The following is a 13,846-nucleotide window of genomic DNA, read 5'->3' as shown; positions in this document are numbered from 1 at the left end:
TCTCCGAGTTCGGCTGCCGCGGCTCGATGACGCACTCGCCGTGCAACCGGATCCTGTGGAACCGCCAGTCCTCCAAGACCCGCGCGGGCCACCCGTGCACCGGGTGCACGGAGCCGGGCTACCCGCACGGCGACCTCATGCCCGGCACGGTGTTCAAGACGGTCAAGATCTCCGGCAGCGTGCCCAACGAGTTCCCCACCGGGACCGACCGCCTGACGTACATGGCCCACGCGGCCGCCGCCCGGATCGCCGCGCCGCGGTGGTCCAAGGAGGACATGTTCGTCGTCTGACCCCCGTCAACCCCGGGCCGGCGCTGGACGGCGTGAGGGGTCGGCCGGCGGCCGTGCGTCGCTAGGCCGCCTGACGGCACCTGGCGCCCCGTCGTCAGCGGCGAGGTCCTGCAGCACCCGGCTGGTCGCGAAGTCCACGGGCTCGAGGGTCTGCAGCGCCGTCCGCCCGACGGTGCCGCCGGTGTCGACGAGCCGGCGGGCCTGCCGCATCCGTGCCCGGTCGATCGCGTTGCGGATGCTGCGGGCATTTCCGAAACGGGGCTGCTCCATCCGCCGGGCGACGTACTGCGCGAAGACCGGCTCGCACTCCTGGGACAGCTGCAGACCGGCCGCGTCGAGAATCCGGCGGCCGATCTCGACGAGCTCGCCGTGCGCGTACGGCGGGAAGTCGACGTGGTGGGCCACCCGCGACCCCAGGCCCGGGTTGCATGCGAGGAAGGCCTCCATCCGGTCCGCGTACCCGGCCAGGACGACGACGAGGTCGTCGCGGTGCTCCTCCATCGCCTGCATGAGCACCTCGACCGCCTCCGCGCCGTAGTCCCGCTCGTTACCGGCACGGTGCAGGGAGTAGGCCTCGTCCACGAACAGCACCCCGCCCATCGCGCGCTGCACGAGCTCGCGCACCCGTGGGCCGGTGTGGCCGACGAACTGCCCGACGAGGTCCTCGCGCCCCGCCGTGACGACATGGCCGCGACGCAGGTGGCCGAGCCGGTGGAGCAGCTCCGCGACCCGTAGTGCGACGGTCGTCTTGCCGGTCCCCGGGTCGCCCGTGAAGCACATGTGCAGCGACGGTCGGGCGCGGACGAGCCCGAACCGCTCGCGTTGGCGGTCGACGAGCAGCAGCGCCGCCAGTTCAGCGACGCGCCGCTTCACGGGGGCCAGCCCGACGAGATCCGCGTCGAGGTCGGCGAGGACGGCATCGGTCCCGCTGTCCCGTCGCGCGGCGTCGAGGTCCACGACGTCCGCGTCGCCGAGCGATGCCACGCTCCCGGCGTCCGCCGACGGCCGGGTCGCCATCCCGAACGGGCTGCGCGGTGCCGCCGGGCCGCCCGTCGTCACCGGACCCGTTCGACGGTGTACGCGATCCGCCGGTCGGCACCCTCGGAGCGGACGAGGCGGTAGGCCGCCTCGACGGCGGGGCGGTGCACGAGGAAGGACATCGCCGTCGTCTGCCGGCCCAGGCGTGCGTCGTAGGCGTTGACCCGGACGTAGTGGTCCGGGAACGCCTCGCGCGCCCGGCGGACCTCGGTGAGCACCGCGGTCGGGTCACCGACGTCGAACATGGGTAGGTCCCACATCGACCAGTACGTGTTCCGCGGGTGCGGGTCGTCGGTGTGCTCCAGGGACAGCGGCCAGCCGTGGTCCATCGCCCACGACACCTGCTCGGCGATCTCCTCGTCGGTGAGAGGCGGCAGGTAGGCGAACATGCCTTGCGTGATCATGGGGCTCTCCTCGGTGGTCAGGCGGGCACGGGCGTGACGGCGACGTCGGGCGTGTCGGTCGACGCGTAGTCGAAGGTGACCTCGCCCCAGGTGGCGAGGGCGGCGTCCAGGGCCGGGCAGTGCCGCGCGGCGGCGCGTAGCACCTCCGGCCCTTCCCGGAGCAGGTCACGGCCGGCGTTGCGCGCCTTGACCATCGCCTCGAGCGCGACCCGGTTCGCCTCGGCGCCGGCCGCGATCCCCATGGGGTGGCCGATCGTGCCGCCGCCGAACTGCAGGACGACGTCGTCGCCGAACAGGTCGAGGAGCTGGTGCATCTGGCCGGCGTGGATGCCGCCCGAGGCCACCGGCATGACCGGCGCTGTCGCGGCCCACTCCTGGTCGAAGTAGAGGCCCCGTGACGGATCGGCCTCGATCCGGTCCTCGCGCAGGACGTCGTAGAAGCCGCTCACCGAGGCCGGGTCGCCCTCGAGCTTGCCGACCACGGTGCCGGCGTGGAGGTGGTCGACGCCCGCCAGTCGCAGCCACTTCGCGAGCACCCGGAAACTGACCCCGTGGCTCTTCTGCCGGGTGAACGTCGAGTGCCCTGCGCGGTGCAGGTGCAGCAGGACGCCGTTGCGGCGGGCCCACGCCGACATCGACTGGATCGCCGTGTAGCCGACTGTGAGGTCGACCATGACGACGACGCTGCCGAGGTCGCGGGCGAAGTCCGCGCGCTCGTACATCTCCTCCATCGTCCCCGCGGTGACGTTGAGGTAGTGGCCCTTGATCTCGCCGGTCTCGGCGCAGGCCCGGTTCACCGCCTCCATGCCGAAGAGGAACCGGTCGCGCCAGCGCATGAAGGGCTGGCTGTTGATGTTCTCGTCGTCCTTGGTGAAGTCCAGGCCACCGCGCAGCGCCTCGTAGACGACGCGTCCGTAGTTGCGGGCCGACAGCCCGAGCTTCGGCTTGACGGTCGCGCCGAGCAGCGGGCGGCCGTACTTGCCGAGGTACTCACGTTCCATGACGACCCCGTGCGGCGGCCCGGCGAAGGTCTTCACGTAGCCGACCGGGATCCGCATGTCCTCCAGTCGCAGCGCCTTGAGCGGCTTGAACCCGAAGACGTTGCCGATGATGGACGACGTGAGGTTCGCGACCGACCCCTCCTCGAACAGGTCCAGGTCGTAGGCGATGTAGGCGAGGAACTGGCCCGGGGTCCCGACGACCGGCTCCACCCGGTAGCACTTCGCCTGGTAGTGGTCGTGCGCGGTGAGGCGGTCGGTCCAGACCACGGTCCAGGTGGCGGTCGAGGACTCGCCGGCGACGGCGGCGCCGGCCTCCTCGGGGGGCACGCCGTCCTGCGGGGTCATCCGGAAGACGGCCAGGACGTCGGTGTCCCGGGGGACGTAGTCCGGCTGCCAGTAGCCCATGTCTGCGTAGGCGAGCACCCCGGCACCCCAGCGGTCTTCGGCCATGTCGCGTCCTCCGTCGAGAAAGTGCGGCACTTCACCGCACGATCGGTCGCGTCACTCCCGGGCGGCGCCCGGTCGTGCTGTTCTCCTGGGTGTCACTATCGAGGGGCAAGAATCAAGTCGTCTATTGACTGTTCGGTACCTAATGGCAAGTATCAACTCAACTATGGGGAGGTGGCGGTGTGACGGAGTCGCGCTGGAAAGCACTCATCGAGGTGGCCGAGACCGGGTCCATCCGGGCCGCAGCGGCACGGCTCGTCGTGACCGAGTCGGCCGTCTCGGCGTCGGTCGCGTCGCTGTCCAAGGAGCTCGGCCTGCCGCTGCTCACGCGCTCCGGCCGCGGGGTCGAGCTCACCGCCGCCGGCGCCCGGTACGTCGAGTACCTGCGACGGGTGCTCGGGCTGCTCGAGGAGGGCGGCGTCGCGGCCCGTGGCGAGTTCGCACCCGAGCACGGCCGGCTGCGGCTCGGCTGCGTGACGACAGTCGGCGACAGCGTCGTCCCCACGCTCCTCGGCCGCTTCCACGCGGCCTTCCCGGCCGTCGAGCTCGCCCTCGAGGTGGGGCCGAGCGCGCGGGTGTGGTCGCTCTTCGAGGCCCACCGGCTCGACGTCGTCGTCGCGGGCCGACCGCCCCAGCTGCAGGACGTGGTGCCGCGCGCCCTCTGCGACAACCGGCTCGTCGTCGTCGGCTCGCCCTCCGTGGCGGACGCCTTCGACCTGGCGGCGACCACCTGGCTGCTGCGTGAGGACGGCTCGGGCATCCGCGGTGCCGCCGACCAGCTCCGGGCCGACCTCGCGGCCTCCGGCCCAGCCATGACGCTGGGTTCCAACGGTGCGGTGCTCGCCGGCGCCGTCGCCGGTCTCGGCGTGACGCTCGTCCCGCACGAGGCGGCGGCCGGGCACGTCGCCACGGGCGACCTGGCGGTGCTCGACCTGCCCGGTACCCCGCTCGTCCGGCCGTGGTTCGCGAGCACCCGGCACGGCCCGACGGCGACGGCTGCGCTCTTCGTGCGCTTCCTGCTCAGCGACCCGGAGGCCGGCCGGCGCTGGTCCGCGGTGCCGGCGCGGCCGCACGGTCCGGCGTCACCCGTACCGTCCCCCGGCGGGGGGAGGCAGGGGCTCCTCGCAGCGACCTAGCGTCGCCCCATGCCGACGACGCCCCAGCTCACGAGACCGACCCCTCCACCCGGCACGGTGCCCCGTCAGGACCCGGCCGTCCTGCCCGGCTGGCTCGACGCCGCCGCCCTCGGCTGCGTCGCCGCGACCGAGGCGGCCGTCCTGGCCGCCGTGCCCTGGATCGGGCGCGGCGACAAGCTCGCTGTGGACGCAGCGGCGGTCGCGGCGATGCGTGCGGCGCTGGCCGCCGTCCCGATCGACGGGACCGTCGCCATCGGCGAGGGCGAGAAGGACGAGGCGCCGATGATCCACAACGGCGAGCGGGTCGGGACCGGCGCGGGTCCGCGCGCCGACGTCGCCGTCGACCCCGTCGACGGGACGACGCTCACGGCCCACGGCGTCGCCGGCGCGGTCGCCGTCCTCGCGCTCGCCCCCGCCGGCTCCGTGCAGGTGCCGACGGACGTGTTCTACATGGAGCGCCTGGTCTGCGGCCCGGCCGGTCACGGCGTCGTGGACATCGCGCGCAGCCCGGAGGACAACGTCCGTGCCCTCGCCGCCGCCACCGGGCGCACCGCCGCTGACGTGACGGTGGCCGTGCTCGACCGTCCCCGTCACGTGGACCTCGTCGCCCGACTGCGGGCTGCGGGCGCGCGGGTCCACGTCTTCCCCGACGGCGACGTCGTCGCGGCCGTCCTCGCGGCGGCCGGGCCCGCCCGGCTGCCCGGTGCGACCGGCGGTGCCGACCTGTTCCTCGGCGTCGGCGGCACCCCGGAGGGGGTCATCGCCGCCTGCGCGGCGGCGAGCCTCGGCGGGGTCTTCCAGGGCCGGCTCGCGCCGCGCACGGACGACGAGCACCGCGCCGCACGCCGTTTCGGGCCGCCGCGGACCCTCGGCGTCGAGGACCTCGTCCGCGGCGGCCACGGGGCCGTCGTGCTCAGCGGGCTCACCGGCGGAGACCTGCTGCCGGCCGTCACCGCATCGCCCGCCGGCGGGCGGCGCACGACGTCTCTCGTCCTGACGACCACCGGCGTCGGGCCCCGCCTCGTCGTCACCGACCACCCGGCGTCCTGAACCCCGACCACCTAAAGGAGACCGCCATGCCCGTCTCGATCCTCGCCCCCGGCGCCGACGTCCGGGACGGCGTCCACGACGTCGCCGGACGCCTCGTGTCCGGGCGTCGCGGCATCCTCGCCGTCGACGAGAGCATCCCGACGATGAACGCCCGCCTCGCCGCCGTCGGCGTCGAGCCGACCGCGGACAACCGCCGCGACTACCGCGAGATGCTGCTGTCGGCGCCGTCCCTCGAGCACGGGGTGAGCGGCGCGATCCTCAACCCGGAGACCCTCGGGCAGACCACGGCCGACGGCACACCGTTCGCGGACCTGCTGGCCGCCCGGGGCATCCTCGTCGGCGTGAAGGTCGACACCGGCACCTCGCTGCTGCCCCGGACGGCGGGCGAGACCGTCACCGAGGGGCTCGACGGTCTCGGCGAACGGCTTGCCGGGTACGCCGCAGCCGGGGCCCGGTTCGCCAAGTGGCGCGCGGTGCTGCGCGTCGGCCCGCGGCGCCCGACGGCGCGCGCCGTCACGGCGAACGCGCACGCGCTGGCCCGGTACGCCTCGCTGTGCCAGGCGCACGGCATCGTCCCGGTCGTCGAGCCCGAGGTGCTCATGGACGGCGACCACGGCGTCGCCCGGTGCGCGCTCGCCACGTCCGGGGTGCTGCGCGAGGTGTTCCGCCAGCTCACGGCGGCCGGCGTCGACCTCGCCGGGACGGTGCTCAAGCCGAACTTCGTCGTGCCCGGCTCGAGGGTCCCGGCGGCCCCGCCGGCCGAGGTGGCGGCGGTGACCCGTGAGGTGCTCGGTGCGCACGTCCCGCCGACCGTGCCGGGGGTCGCCTTCCTCTCGGGCGGCCTGCCCCCCGAGCTGGCGACCGCGTACCTCGCGGCCCTGCAGCCCTCAGGTGCCGAGCGGCTGCCGTGGCAGCTGACGTTCTCGTTCGGCCGGGCGCTCGTCGACCCGGCCCTGACGGCCTGGGCCGGCCGCCGGGACCGGTGGGCGGACGGCCAGCGGGCCCTGCTGCACCGGGTCGAGGCGAACGCCGGGGTGCTGCGCCCGGCGCTCTGACGCCGTACCGCCCCGCCGGCTACTCGGCGGCGGGGCGGAGCGGGACCTGGGCCCGCACCCGGGTGCCGCGGCCGGGGGCGCTCGTCACGGCGAGCACCCCGCCGAGCAGTTCGGCCCGCTCGCGCATGCCGCGCAGCCCGAACGCGTCCGGCCGCAGCGCGGCCGCGGCCTGCGGGCCGGCGTCGAAACCGCGGCCGTCGTCGCGCACCTCGAGCGTCACCGTGAGGCTGCCGTACTCGAGCACGAGGTCGACGGCGGACGCTGCGGCGTGCCGGACGGCGTTGGACAGCGCCTCCTGCGCGATCCGGTAGAGCGCGGTCTCGGCGTGCACCGGCAGGCGGGTGCCCACCTCCCCGTCGACGACGACGCCGACCGCCGGGCCGCCCATCCGGGCGCCGGCCTCGCGGGCCAGGCTGGAGAGCGCCGCCTCCAGGCCCAGGTCGTCGAGCACCGGCGGGTGCAGGTCGCCGATCGCCGCCCGGGTCTCGGCACCCGCCAGGTCCGCGAGCTCACGGGCGGCGCGCAGCTGGACCCTCGCCGCGTCGTCGTCCTGGCCCACGAGGCTCAGCGCCGCCGAGAGGTGGAACCCCAGCCCGGCCAGCCGCTGCGAGACCCCGTCGTGGATGTCCCGGGCGAGCCGTGTCCGCTCGCCTTCCTGGGCGTCCAGGGCACGTTCGACGAACCGCCCGGCGGCCGCGGCCCGGCCGGCCTCCGCGTGCCAGCCGCGCACGAGCGACAACAACGGGGCGAGGGCGCCGGCCAGGGGGTGCAGCCGGTCGACCGTGGCGCTCCCGGACAGCACCGCGACGAGCGTGCGCCCGCCAGGGGCGTCGAGCACCGCCACCGCCGCCGTCCCGGTCACCTGGTCGTCGCACGCGGACCGGTGCATCGCGGCCCGCCCGACGAGCCCCTCCCCGAGGCCTGTGACCGCGCCGTCGGAGCCGACGAGCCGTCGCCCGTCGGGATCGACGACGTCCACCCGGACGCCGCCCGTCCCGAGCGCCGTGAGCAGGTCCTCGCAGGCAGCGGCGAGCCGCCGGAGCGACCGGTCGCCGGTCACCGGAACATGCCGTCGCGCAGCGCGACGGTGACCGCGGCCGCCCGGTCGGTGACGTCGAGCTTGCGGTACAGCGCCCGCAGGTGGCTCTTCACGGTCTCCTGCCCGAGCACGAGCCGGTCGGCGATCGCCCGGTTCGACAGACCTGCGACGAGCAGCGAGAGCACCTCGCTCTCCCGCTGGGTCAGCCCCAGGTGCGCACCAGGCCAGAACTCCCCGCGGTGCAGCCGCGCGGCCGACGCCGCGATCCGGCCGGCGAGCGTGACGTCGACGACGGTCTCGCCGCCCATCACCTCCTCGAGCCGGCGGACCAGCTCCTCGCCGTCGACCCGCTTGAGCAGGTAGCCGCTCGCACCGGCGCGCAGGGCCTCGTAGACGTACTGCTCGTCGTCGTAGACCGACAGCAGGACGACGCGCGGCGGCACTGGCAGGGCGGCGAGCGTGCGGCACAGGTCCAGGCCGCTCGCGGTGCCCATCCGGACGTCGACGAGCGCGACGTCCGGCGACAGCCCCGTCACGAGCTCGAGGGCCGTCGTCACGTCGCCGGCCTGCCCGACGACGCGCACGCGTCGGGCGAACGGGGCGAGCATCGCGCTCAGCCCCGCCCGCACCATCGGGTGGTCGTCGACGAGAACGACCCGGACCGGGGTCTCCACGCTGGGCACAGTAGGGCCCGCGCGGCCCGACGGGCAGGGGCCCGGGCCCGGATCCCCCGTGGGTCCCCCCGGGCGGGTGAGACGCCGGGCCCGGTCCGCCGCCTAGCGTTCGCGGCATGACGACCTCCCCCTCCACCGTCCGGCCGCCGGCGGTCGTGCCCAGCGTCCTGCCCGCGGACTTCGCGCGGCTCGGCGAGGACCTCACCGCCCTCGAGACGGCCGGCGTCGACCGCGTCCAGTGGGACGTCATGGACGGCCGCTTCGTCCCCAACCTCACCGTCGGGCCGGACGTCGTCCGGTGCGCCCGCTCGGAGACGTCGCTGCCGTTCGAGGCGCACCTCATGGTCGAGGAGCCCGACTGGTCGCTGCCGGCCTGGCTGCGTGCGGGCTGCGAGACCGTCATCGTCCACGCCGAGGCCTGCAGGCACCTGCACCGCAGCCTCGCGCTCGTTCGGGACGCTGGCGGACGCGCCGGGGTGGCCCTCAATCCCGCCACCCCGCTCACGGCGGTCGAGCACGTCCTCGACGTCGTCGACCTGCTCCTCGTCATGACCGTCGACCCCGGGTTCGGCGGGCAGGCGTTCCTCCCCGCGACGGTGGCGAAGGTAGCCGCCGCACGACAGCTCCTCGACGAGCGTGCGCCGCATGTCGACCTCGAGGTGGACGGTGGCATCGGCCCGTCCACGATCGCGGCCGTCACAGCGGCCGGGGCGACCTCGGCGGTCGTCGGCTCGGCGCTCTTCGCCCGCCGGGACGACCTGGCAGCCGCCGTGGCGGACCTGCGGTCCGCCGCCGTCGCGGGCCGGGTGGCGGCGTGAGCGCCGTGACGGCCGCGGCGCCGACGTCCGACCCCGCGGCGGACGTCGCTGCTGATCGGCGGGTCGCGGCCGCGCTGCGGGTGCTCTCGGTCGACGCCGTCGCCGCCGCGGGCTCGGGGCACCCGGGGGCCCCGCTCGGCCTCGCGACCGTGCTCTGGGAACTCGTCGCGCACCACGTGCGGCTCGACCCGGACGACGTGGCCTGGGCCGACCGGGACCGGCTCGTGCTCTCGGCCGGGCACGCCTCCGCCCTGCTGTACGCCCTCGGCCACCTCGTGGGCACCCTCCCGCCGGGCGAGCTCGCCCGGTTCCGGCAGTGGGGGAGCCTGACCCCCGGGCACCCCGAGCACGGCCACACCGCGGGGGTCGAGACGACGACCGGGCCGCTCGGCGCCGGCCTGGCGACGGCGGTCGGGCTCGCGCTCGGCGAGCGGCTGCTCGCCGCCCGGGCCCCGCACGACCTGGTCGACCACCGCACCTGGGTGCTCGTCGGTGACGGCTGCCTCATGGAGGGGGTCAGCCACGAGGCGGCCTCCCTCGCGGGCACCCTCGGGCTGGGCCGGCTCACCGTGGTCTGGGACGACAACGACGTGACGATCGACGGCCCGGCGAGCGCCAGCTGCCGGGACGATGTCCTCGGCCGGTTCGCCGCGTACGGCTGGGACGTCCTGCGCGTCGACGACGGAGAGGACGTCGTCGCCCTGCGCGCGGCCTTCGCCGCGGCGGCCGCGGGCAGCCGGCGGCCCAGTCTCGTCGCGGTCCGCACGGTGATCGGCCGCGGCGCGCCCGGCGTCCAGGGCACCAGCGCCGCGCACGGCGCGCCGCTCACGGCGGATGACCTCGCCGCGCTGCGGGCGGACCTGGGCTGGGAGCACCCGCCGTTCGTCGTGCCGGACGACGTCGGGGAGCGGGTCGCGGCGGTCCTCGACGGGAAGCGGTCGGCCCGCCGCTCCTGGCAGGCCCGGCAGGACGACTGGCGCCGGGAGGCGCCGGACGAGGCAGCGGCGTTCGACGCGGTCGCGACCGGCGTGGTCCCGGCGGACCTGGAGACCCTGCTGCCGCGCTTCGAGCCGGGCACCTCGATCGCGACCCGGGTGGCCTCGGGCCGGGTGCTCGCCGCGCTGCTGCCGCACGTGCCGGCGCTCGTCGGCGGCTCCGCGGACCTGGCCCACAGCACCGGCACCGCGCTGCCCGCGCCCGCGGTCGGCGACGGCGACTTCTCCGGGCGACTGGTCCGCTTCGGCATCCGTGAGCAGGCGATGGGCCACGCCCTGAACGGTCTGGCCCTGCACGGGCTGCGGCCGTTCGGCAGCACGTTCCTCGTCTTCAGCGACTACGCCCGCCCGGCGATCCGGCTGTCCGCCCTCATGGGGCTGCCCGTCGTCCATGTCATGACGCACGACTCGGTCCGGGTCGGCGAGGACGGCCCGACGCACCAGCCCGTCGAGCAGCTCGAGTCGCTGCGGCTGGTCCCGGGGCTCGACGTGCTCCGGCCGGCCGACGCGAACGAGACCGCTGCCTGCTGGGCCGGGGCCCTGCGCTCGGGCCGGCCGACCGCGCTCGTGCTCTCCCGGCAGGACCTGCCGGTGCTGCCTGCGGCGGGCCTGGACCGGCTGCCCGAGGACGGCTGCCGGGTCGTCCGGGACACCCCGGAGCCGGACGTCGTGCTCGTCGCCACCGGCTCGGAGGTATCCCTCGCCCTGGAAGCGGCCGACCTGCTCGCCCGCCAGGGCACCCGGGCCCGCGTCGTGAGCGTGCCGGACCGCGACCGGGCCGAGCGCAGCGGAGCCCTGGCCCGCTCCGTCGGACGGGCCCCGGCCGTCGCGCTCGAGGCCGGGAGCACCCGCGGCTGGTGGGCCACGCTCGCGGGCGCTCGTGCGACCGCGGTCGTCGGCGTCGACCGGTTCGGGGCGAGCGGCCCCGGGGACAGGGTCGCCGCCGAGCTCGGGCTCACCGCGGAGCACGTCGCCCGGACCGCAGCCCGGCTCGCCGCGCCGGGGCCCTGACCGTCGTCCCACCACCCGCCCCGACCGACGTGACCAAGGAGGACTGCCGTGCCGCACCGGATCCCGCGCATGCAGCGCGCTTCGAGCCCGAGCGGGCACCGCCCCGTGATGATCGCCATCGCCGGTGACTCGGCGTCGGGCAAGACCACGCTGACCCGTGGCCTCGTCGAGGCCCTCGGCCCCGACCGCATGACCGCCGTCTGCGTCGACGACTACCACCGGCACGACCGGTTCGAGCGCCGCGAGGTGCCGTGGACCGCGCTGCACCCGGAGGCGAACTACGTCGACATCATGGAGCAGCACCTGCAGCTGCTCGCGCTCGGCCAGCCGGTCCTCAAGCCGGTCTACGACCACGACACCGGCCTGCTCACCCGGCCGGTCCTCGTCGAGCCGCGGGAGTTCGTCGTCGTCGAGGGGCTGCTCCCGCTGCACACCCGGTTGGCCCGCGCGTGCTTCGACATCGCCGTCTACCTCGACCCGCCCGAGGAGGTCCGCCGTGGCTGGAAGGTGCACCGGGACACGACCAAGCGCGGCTACGCCCCGGAGCAGGTGCTCGCCGAGCTGGACCGCCGCGAGCCGGACAGCGCCGCGTTCGTGCGCCCGCAGCGCCGGTGGGCGGACATCGTCGTCCGCTTCGCCCCCATCGCGGGCCGCGCGGACCCGCCCGGTACCCCCCTGTCCGCCGAGCTCATGCTGCGCCCGACCATCGACCACCCGGACCTGTCCGCAGTCCTGCCCGGTGGCGACCAGCGGGCGCTGCACCTCAAGCTGCTGCGCGACACCGACGGGCGGCCGGTCGACGCGCTGCACGTCCACGGCTACGTCGGGACGGAGGAGGCCGGCGTCGTCGTCAAGGCGATCTGGGAGTCGCTGGGGATCGACGCACCGGTGCCGGCCGGCCTCGGCCGCTTCGCGGACGGGACCAGCCAGCCGTTGGCCATCACCCAGCTGCTCCTGCTCTACCACCTGCTCGACACGGCCCGGCTGCACGGTCGCTGACCAGGCATGACGGACCGGCCGTGAAGCGCTGGACCGGCCCGCCTCCCGGCTCGGGAGCCATACGTCCGTTGCGTCCGGAACTCACAGGGACCTTGGTCCCTGGTCTGATCCAGGGCTTGAACATCGTCACCAGATGCTCGGACAATCGCCACGGTCGCGGGCAGACATGCGGCCCGTTGCACGACTAACGTCCGCACCACCAGTCCACGGCGACGCGATGACGCGTCGAGGAGGTCACGATGCCCGACGTGTTGAGCAGCACGCCCACGGACCGCCTCAAGGCCCGACTGGACGACCCGGGGGTCGCTGCGGCGCTCAACACCCTGCTCGACCACGCGGACGTGCTCGCCCTCGCGGCGATGTCCGTCGGCGGGTTCCTCGAGCGGTCCGACACGATCATGGAGAACGTGTCCGGCGGCATCAACGAGCTGCGGGCGGTGAGCGGTGGCGCGGCGTTCCTCGCCGAGCCGACCCGCCGCCTCGCCGAGGAGGCGCCGGCCATCGCCGACGCCGCGACGGCCCTGCTCAACTCGGGGATGCTCAAGAAGGACGTCGTCGACCTCCTCGGCAGCCTCGCGGGCGCACTCCTCGAGGGCGCGAACGCGGCCCGGGCCAACCAGACGACGGTCGCCGGGGTGTTCCCGGCGCTGCGCGCCCTCAAGGACCCCGACGTCGCCAAGGGCCTCGGCTTCCTCATCGAGGTCTCCCGCGCCCTCGGCAAGTCCCTGTAGCAGGCCGGCGCGTGCACGAGCTGTCCATCGCCCAGTCCGTGGTGTCCACGGTGCGGGCCGCCGTCGGCGGCCGCCGCGTCATCGCGGTGACCCTGCGGATCGGCCCGCTCGCCGGGGTCGTCCCTGACGCGCTCATGTTCGGCTGGGACGTCGTGACGTCCGGGACGGCCCTCGAGGGCGCGCGCCTGGACGTCGAGCGGGTCCCCGTCGAGATCATGTGCGCCGGCTGCGGCACGACCGGTGAGCGGACGACGTCCCCGCCGTGGCGCTGCGCCGCGTGCGACGGCGTCTGCGCACCGCTCGGCGACGGCCGCACGCTCGAGGTCGGCTCCGTCGAGGTCGAGGACGACGTCGAGGCCGTCGACGACGTGGCGGTGGGCGCATGAGCATCATCGAGCTGAAGACCGCCGTCCTCGCGAAGAACGACCACCTCGCGGCGGCGCTGCGCGAGGACCTCGCTGCGGTCGGCGCGGTCGCCGTCAACCTGCTCTCCTCGCCCGGCAGCGGCAAGACCGCGCTGCTCGAGATCGTCCTGACCCGGCTCACCGCCGACGGCGTCCCGGTCGCGGCGCTCACCGGCGACCTCGCGACCGAGAACGACGCCAAGCGGCTCGCCCGGTCCGGGGCGCCGGTCCGCCAGGTCGTCACCGACGGCCTCTGCCACCTCGAGGCCGACCTCGTCCGCGACCACCTCGCGGGCTGGCTGCCGGCCGGCACGCAGCTGCTCCTCGTCGAGAACGTCGGCAACCTCGTGTGCCCGGCGTCCTACGACCTCGGCGAGAGCCTGCGCATCGTCCTCGCGTCGGTCACCGAGGGCGAGGACAAGCCGGTGAAGTACCCGACCGCCTACCGCTGGGCGGACCTCGTCGTCCTCACGAAGATCGACCTCGCGGAGCCGTGCGGCTTCGACGAGCAGGCATTCCTCGACTCGGTCGCCGCGGTGAACCCCGGCGTCCCCGTCGTCCGCACGAGCGCGCGAACGGGGGAGGGCGTCGACGACCTCGTCGCCCGCCTCGTCGCCGTCCGACCCGCTGTCACCGACCCCGCTCGACACATCGAACCGGCCGCTCCGGCCGGTACCGGGAGGTAGAACATGGCAACACTGCTCTGGCTCGAGGGCGGGGCATGCAGTGGCAACACGATGTCCTTCCTCAACGC

At 75.1% G+C, this 13,846-nt stretch carries 14 protein-coding genes and 1 pseudogene; 10 read left to right on the top strand and 5 right to left on the bottom strand.

Features of this window, described 5'->3' with window-relative positions:
- Positions 1-290: pseudogene (locus ECOMGDLI_RS28290) on the top strand (hydrogenase); the annotation flags it as partial.
- A gap of 6 nt (positions 291-296) precedes the next feature.
- On the opposite strand, the gene ECOMGDLI_RS28285 reads toward ECOMGDLI_RS28290, so the two are convergent.
- Genes ECOMGDLI_RS28285 through ECOMGDLI_RS28275 form a run of 3 tightly spaced genes read right to left on the bottom strand, consistent with a single transcriptional unit; the run spans position 297 to position 3,183 of the window.
- On the bottom strand, positions 297-1,307 hold the full coding sequence (locus ECOMGDLI_RS28285; protein WP_088320191.1) for an AAA family ATPase: 1,011 nt from the start codon (positions 1,305-1,307) through the stop codon (positions 297-299).
- A 38-nt stretch (positions 1,308-1,345) separates the two neighbouring features.
- On the bottom strand, positions 1,346-1,732 hold the full coding sequence (locus tag ECOMGDLI_RS28280) for a ribulose bisphosphate carboxylase small subunit (RefSeq protein WP_088320187.1): 387 nt from the start codon (positions 1,730-1,732) through the stop codon (positions 1,346-1,348).
- 17 nt (positions 1,733-1,749) lie between these two features.
- On the bottom strand, positions 1,750-3,183 hold the full coding sequence (locus ECOMGDLI_RS28275) for a form I ribulose bisphosphate carboxylase large subunit (RefSeq protein ID WP_088320186.1): 1,434 nt from the start codon (positions 3,181-3,183) through the stop codon (positions 1,750-1,752).
- Between the two features lie 179 nt (positions 3,184-3,362).
- On the opposite strand from ECOMGDLI_RS28275, the gene ECOMGDLI_RS28270 reads away from it, so the two are divergent.
- From ECOMGDLI_RS28270 to ECOMGDLI_RS28260, 3 genes are read left to right on the top strand one after another with little or no spacing between them, the layout of a single operon-like run.
- Complete coding sequence (locus ECOMGDLI_RS28270) at positions 3,363-4,316, top strand: LysR family transcriptional regulator (protein ID WP_088320185.1); 954 nt, start codon at positions 3,363-3,365, stop codon at positions 4,314-4,316.
- 9 nt (positions 4,317-4,325) lie between these two features.
- A complete protein-coding gene (locus ECOMGDLI_RS28265) occupies positions 4,326-5,366 on the top strand; it encodes a fructose-bisphosphatase class II (protein WP_088320184.1) in 1,041 nt (346 codons plus the stop codon).
- Between the two features lie 26 nt (positions 5,367-5,392).
- Positions 5,393-6,421, top strand: coding sequence for a class I fructose-bisphosphate aldolase (locus tag ECOMGDLI_RS28260; protein WP_088320183.1), 1,029 nt, complete (start codon positions 5,393-5,395; stop codon positions 6,419-6,421).
- 19 nt (positions 6,422-6,440) lie between these two features.
- Here ECOMGDLI_RS28260 and ECOMGDLI_RS28255 read toward each other — a convergent pair whose 3' ends face one another.
- Both ECOMGDLI_RS28255 and ECOMGDLI_RS28250 read right to left on the bottom strand, forming a co-directional pair.
- Positions 6,441-7,481 carry a sensor histidine kinase gene (locus tag ECOMGDLI_RS28255; protein ID WP_198955259.1) on the bottom strand — a complete coding sequence of 347 codons (1,041 nt, stop codon included), beginning with the start codon at positions 7,479-7,481 and terminating at the stop codon, positions 6,441-6,443.
- Entirely contained in the window at positions 7,478-8,134 is a 657-nt protein-coding gene (locus tag ECOMGDLI_RS28250) for a response regulator transcription factor (RefSeq protein ID WP_088320182.1), read from the bottom strand. The genes ECOMGDLI_RS28255 and ECOMGDLI_RS28250 overlap by 4 nt, the downstream gene beginning before the upstream one ends.
- A gap of 116 nt (positions 8,135-8,250) precedes the next feature.
- Here ECOMGDLI_RS28250 and rpe point away from each other — a divergent pair, with 116 nt between their 5' ends.
- The 6 genes from rpe (at position 8,251) to hypB (ending at position 13,778) form a co-directional block, all read left to right on the top strand.
- Positions 8,251-8,952 carry a ribulose-phosphate 3-epimerase gene (rpe, locus tag ECOMGDLI_RS28245; RefSeq protein ID WP_088320181.1) on the top strand — a complete coding sequence of 234 codons (702 nt, stop codon included), beginning with the start codon at positions 8,251-8,253 and terminating at the stop codon, positions 8,950-8,952.
- Positions 8,949-10,958: a transketolase gene (tkt, locus tag ECOMGDLI_RS28240; protein ID WP_198955258.1), complete on the top strand. Its 2,010-nt coding sequence runs from the start codon at positions 8,949-8,951 to the stop codon at positions 10,956-10,958. The genes rpe and tkt overlap by 4 nt, the downstream gene beginning before the upstream one ends.
- A gap of 69 nt (positions 10,959-11,027) precedes the next feature.
- Entirely contained in the window at positions 11,028-11,957 is a 930-nt protein-coding gene (locus tag ECOMGDLI_RS28235) for a phosphoribulokinase (protein ID WP_369812800.1), read from the top strand.
- A gap of 239 nt (positions 11,958-12,196) precedes the next feature.
- Positions 12,197-12,688 carry a DUF1641 domain-containing protein gene (locus ECOMGDLI_RS28230; protein ID WP_088320180.1) on the top strand — a complete coding sequence of 164 codons (492 nt, stop codon included), beginning with the start codon at positions 12,197-12,199 and terminating at the stop codon, positions 12,686-12,688.
- Positions 12,689-12,699: 11 nt separating this feature from the next.
- Positions 12,700-13,074, top strand: a complete 375-nt coding sequence (locus ECOMGDLI_RS28225; RefSeq protein WP_088320179.1) for a hydrogenase maturation nickel metallochaperone HypA — start codon at positions 12,700-12,702, stop codon at positions 13,072-13,074.
- Entirely contained in the window at positions 13,071-13,778 is a 708-nt protein-coding gene (hypB, locus tag ECOMGDLI_RS28220) for a hydrogenase nickel incorporation protein HypB (protein WP_088320178.1), read from the top strand. The genes ECOMGDLI_RS28225 and hypB overlap by 4 nt, the downstream gene beginning before the upstream one ends.
- Positions 13,779-13,846 lie beyond the last annotated feature (68 nt).

Origin of the sequence: Kineosporia sp. R_H_3 (assembly GCF_002198675.1) — a bacterium.
Lineage (GTDB): Bacteria > Actinomycetota > Actinomycetes > Actinomycetales > Kineosporiaceae > R-H-3.
Note: the sequence above shows the minus strand (reverse complement) of the source record. Positions and strands in the feature narration are given on the sequence as shown.